The organism is Segeticoccus rhizosphaerae (genome assembly GCF_005222685.1).
GTDB classification, from domain to species: domain Bacteria; phylum Actinomycetota; class Actinomycetes; order Actinomycetales; family Dermatophilaceae; genus Segeticoccus; species Segeticoccus rhizosphaerae.
Genome location: NZ_SWMA01000074.1, coordinates 1 through 3,707, shown reverse-complemented (window position 1 = coordinate 3,707; position 3,707 = coordinate 1). Strand labels below are relative to the sequence as shown.

Sequence of the window (3,707 nt, the reverse complement as noted above, 5' to 3'; positions counted from 1 at the left end):
AGATCCCGCCGATGGCCGCCTACTTCACGAAGCCCCGCCGTTGGACCTCAAACCCCACCACCCCAAGGGACTCTCCTCCCGGCCGAATCCGCTGGGGCTGCACCGGGTCTCAGTCCTGGCGGTCGAGGACTGCCGGCTTCGGGTACAGCCGCTCGAGGCCGTGGACGGCACGCCACTGGTCGACATCAAGCCCGTCATCCGACCCACCGAGGGCTGAGAACCAGCTGCCCAAGCCGACCCACCCCGGCAGGCGCGGGAGTCGGCCGGGTGACATCAACTCTTCTTCGCTGCTGGACTGAGGGCCGATGAGCTCGACAGCACAACGTGCTCGCTGATACGCCAGCTGTGCACCTCCGCCCCCGAGTTGAGCCGTGTTCCCCCATGCCGATCGGCGCACCGCCTGGCGATGGCACGGACAAGGTCTGTCTGGAGGACGATCTTCGCAAGGCATGACGGCGGCAAAGTTTGACGAAGGCAACAGCTACTTGGTCCACCGCCTGCACTTCCTTGACCTGCGCGGCGACACCAAGCTGGTGGAGGAGGTGGCAGTGGTGTTCACGCCGGGTTGGGTCTACGTCCAAGAATCCAGCAGGGACGGCTACGTGCTGCCGCGAGAACGGGTACTTCTGGTCGAGGGAGTCAGGAGAGCCGAGCGGCCAGCCACTCGCGAGAAGGGGTGATCCGTCGGCGTCGGGGTCGTGACCGAACGTGGGTCGGCTCGTGTGCGCCTCCACGCGGATGGCGTTCAACCGGATGGGCGGAATCGGGTGCAGCCCAGCACGCCAGATCAGAAGTCACGAGGCCTGCGCCGCGAACGCTAATCCTGGTGCCGGACATGTACTGGGTATGAGGGAGTACTCGATGGAGTCGGACCAGGGGTTGTGGCGCTTGGTCCGCGACGATGATGATGCGGCCGCCTTCGGCGCGGGACGGCAGTCAACGCGATTGCCAAGATCGTCGCCGTAAGCGGATCCGCTTCCGGACGCCGGCGACAGTGTTGGGCTCCGGCCGGCTTCACGTTGGCCTCGACCTCGCTGCACGATGCGGTCGTCGGACGAGGGGCCGCTGACGGTGGCCGGAGGTTGCTCCGACTGCGGAACGGCGCCTCGACTTCCAACAGCCTCTCATCGGCCGCAACGGCCCCTCATCCGGGGCGGCCAGTGTCGGCCGGATAGTCGAGCGATCAAGGTCGAGCGGGGTCGCCGGAGACCGTTCGGCACTCGTGTCGTGCAGTGAATAACAAGCCAGGCTGGCACAAGCCAGGCTGGCACAAGCCAGGCGTTGATCGGGGCGTGGCGCATCCTGCAATGCGCGCCGGGATGGTGCCAGCGCGACTTGCACTACCGGGGCTCGCTGATCGGCGGCGGCGACGTGGACGTCCGGCGGCCACCGGTGAGGCCGGTCTCGGGTTGTCACGGCGTGCGATCACTCAACCATGGCCGGCTCCCGACCTTGATCCGATCCGCGATTCCGGCGATGTCGTCCAGTTCTCCGGCCGCGACGCTGATCACCAACTCGTAGGCCTCATCATTGGTCATGGTGAGTCGACGGCCGTTGATACCGAGGAAGGCGATCGTGGCGGCCAGTGCCAGCCGTTTGTTCCCATCCACCAGGGCGTGATTGCGGGCCAGCGAGTGCAGCAACGCCGCGGCCTTCTCCTCCAGGAGGAGGTAGGCATCCTTACCGAAGGCTGTGGCCTGCGGACGGGCCAACGCCGATTGCAGCAGCCCATGGTCCCGGATCGGTACATCAGCGCCGAGGGTTCGCTCGGCGACGTGCAGCAACTCTGCGAGAGTCAGGTAGATCACTGACCAAGCCGCTCCAACGCCTCGGCGTAGCGCGGCAACTCCTGATCAAGGACGCTGTCGAGCAATTCGGCACGACTGTGATTCTCCACGTACTCGCGCACCGCCTGCCGAGCGATGTCTTGCATCGAGCGGGACTCACGCTCGGCACGACGACGCAGCGCGTCCGCTTCTGCGTCCGAGAGGCGCAATGTCATAGACATGGCGTCATGGTATCACTCATGACACCACCTGATCGCGGCATCGGGTCCGACTACCGTGACGATCCTGCTGGCCAGGCAGATCGGGACCACGGTACGCCGGGTTGTCTGAGCAGGAGATGGAAAGCGACCGACGGCGGGTCCTCAGATGCCGGCCCGCCATGCTTGACGAGCTCACTCGATGAGGTCCGGCGGTCGGGTCCGGAAGCAGTGTCAAGGGACCACCCACGGAAACAGTAGGTGACCAGGACGGCTTCGCGCCTGCTGGAGGACGAGTGTTCACCGGTAGGTAGCACCGTCTGGATCGTGTCAACGGGCAGGGATGTCATACGGCATGCCGCAGGCGGGTCGACCGACGGCGATCAATCATCGCTCACGCGAGTGCTTCGAGAGCGGTGGCGGCCGCGGTGGAGGCGACGTTGCGGCCCATGTAGACGTTCTGGGTGAGTGAGGGCTGAGCGTGGCCGAGCTGGTCGGCGATGGCCCGCGCGGACAGGCCGGCCTCGTCGAGGAGGGTGGCGGTGGTCTTGCGGAAGACGTGGCTGGTGACCCAGGGCACGCCGGCCCAGGCGAGGCTGTCTCTGAGGTCGGCCTGGGTGTTCGAGGGGTCGCGCAGGCCGCCCTTCGGTGCTGGGAACACGGGTGTGTCTGCGGCCTTCGGTGCGAAGGCTTCGCGGCGGAGCGTGAGCACCTCGACGCACCACCGCGGCAGCGCCAAGGTCCGCAGTCCGGCTGTCGTCTTGGTCGCCTTCACCACCAGACCCTGCCCCTTGACCCGGATCACCGTGCCGCGCACCTGAACGGTGCCCCGCTCGAAGTCCACTGCGTCCCAGGTGACGGCGGAGACCTCACCGATGCGCAAACCGGACGCCAGCATGAAGGAGACCAGGTCGGGGAGGTCACGTGCGACCGCCTTGTCGTCGTAGGTGAGGATCGCCCGCAGCTGGCGTGCCTGGGCCGCGGTCAGCGCCTTCGGCGGCTTCTTCGGCGGCCGGCTGATCCTGGAGGCGTCCCGGACGGGGTTGCGGTCCAGGGCGTCGTAGCGGGCGGCCAAGCCGCACATCCCGGACAGCACCGAGCGGGTCAGCTTGGACATCGCGGGACCGCTGGTGGCGGCCACCGTCCTCAGGTGCCGGTCGACGGTGCCGACGGTCAGTTCCCGGATCCGCAGCTGACCCAGCGCCGGCTTGATCTGGTGGTCGATGCGGTGGCGGTACAGCTGCAGCGTGGTGGGGGAGTGCTGGTCCAACGAGGCGAACCACGTGTCGGCCAGGACGCTGATGCGAGTGTCCGGGGAGATCAGGTCCCCGGCGGCGCGGTGGGTGCGGTCGCGGAAGGCCTCCTTGAGCCGACGCTCGGCGGCACCCCTGGTTCGGCCGGTGCGCTCCACCGAGCGGGTCCGCCCGTCCAGGTCGCGCACCTGCGCCCGCGCCCGGAAGCCGGCCGGCGCGGCATACACCCGGATGGTGCCCATCGTGCCCACCGGAAGCGGTGGCCGTCCGACTCCCACTTTATCCCCAGTTTATTGCGGCTTGGCCTCAAGGGGTGACTGCAACACCTGGCGTTGAGAGGTGTGCAGATGAGTGCTCGTCGGGGTAGTCCGCGGTTGCCGGTTGAGGTGGAGTATCGGTTCTGGGCTCAGGTCCGCGATTGCCTGACGGTTGAGCAGGCCGCGGTGGTGGTGGGCGTGTCGGCGACCAAG

Annotated in this window: 5 protein-coding genes; 2 read left to right on the top strand and 3 right to left on the bottom strand. The window is 67.4% G+C overall.

Annotated features, from left to right (window positions below):
* Positions 1–217: TrmO family methyltransferase domain-containing protein (locus FCN22_RS21230; RefSeq protein ID WP_238384896.1), on the top strand; the 217-nt coding region annotated here is incomplete at its 5' end.
* 232 nt (positions 218–449) lie between these two features.
* Positions 450–680 carry a hypothetical protein gene (locus FCN22_RS21225; protein ID WP_137123555.1) on the top strand — a complete coding sequence of 77 codons (231 nt, stop codon included), beginning with the start codon at positions 450–452 and terminating at the stop codon, positions 678–680.
* Positions 681–1,412: 732 nt separating this feature from the next.
* Here the strand turns inward: FCN22_RS21225 and FCN22_RS21220 are convergent.
* From FCN22_RS21220 to FCN22_RS21210, 3 genes are all read right to left on the bottom strand, one after another.
* Positions 1,413–1,808 carry a type II toxin-antitoxin system death-on-curing family toxin gene (locus FCN22_RS21220; RefSeq protein ID WP_137123554.1) on the bottom strand — a complete coding sequence of 132 codons (396 nt, stop codon included), beginning with the start codon at positions 1,806–1,808 and terminating at the stop codon, positions 1,413–1,415.
* The gene (locus FCN22_RS21215) at positions 1,805–2,008 is read right to left on the bottom strand and encodes a ribbon-helix-helix protein, CopG family (protein ID WP_202911734.1); all 204 of its coding nucleotides are present in this window, start codon (positions 2,006–2,008) and stop codon (positions 1,805–1,807) included. The genes FCN22_RS21220 and FCN22_RS21215 overlap by 4 nt, the downstream gene beginning before the upstream one ends.
* Before the next feature lie 370 nt (positions 2,009–2,378).
* Positions 2,379–3,479, bottom strand: coding sequence for a site-specific integrase (locus tag FCN22_RS21210; RefSeq protein WP_137123553.1), 1,101 nt, complete (start codon positions 3,477–3,479; stop codon positions 2,379–2,381).
* Positions 3,480–3,707 lie beyond the last annotated feature (228 nt).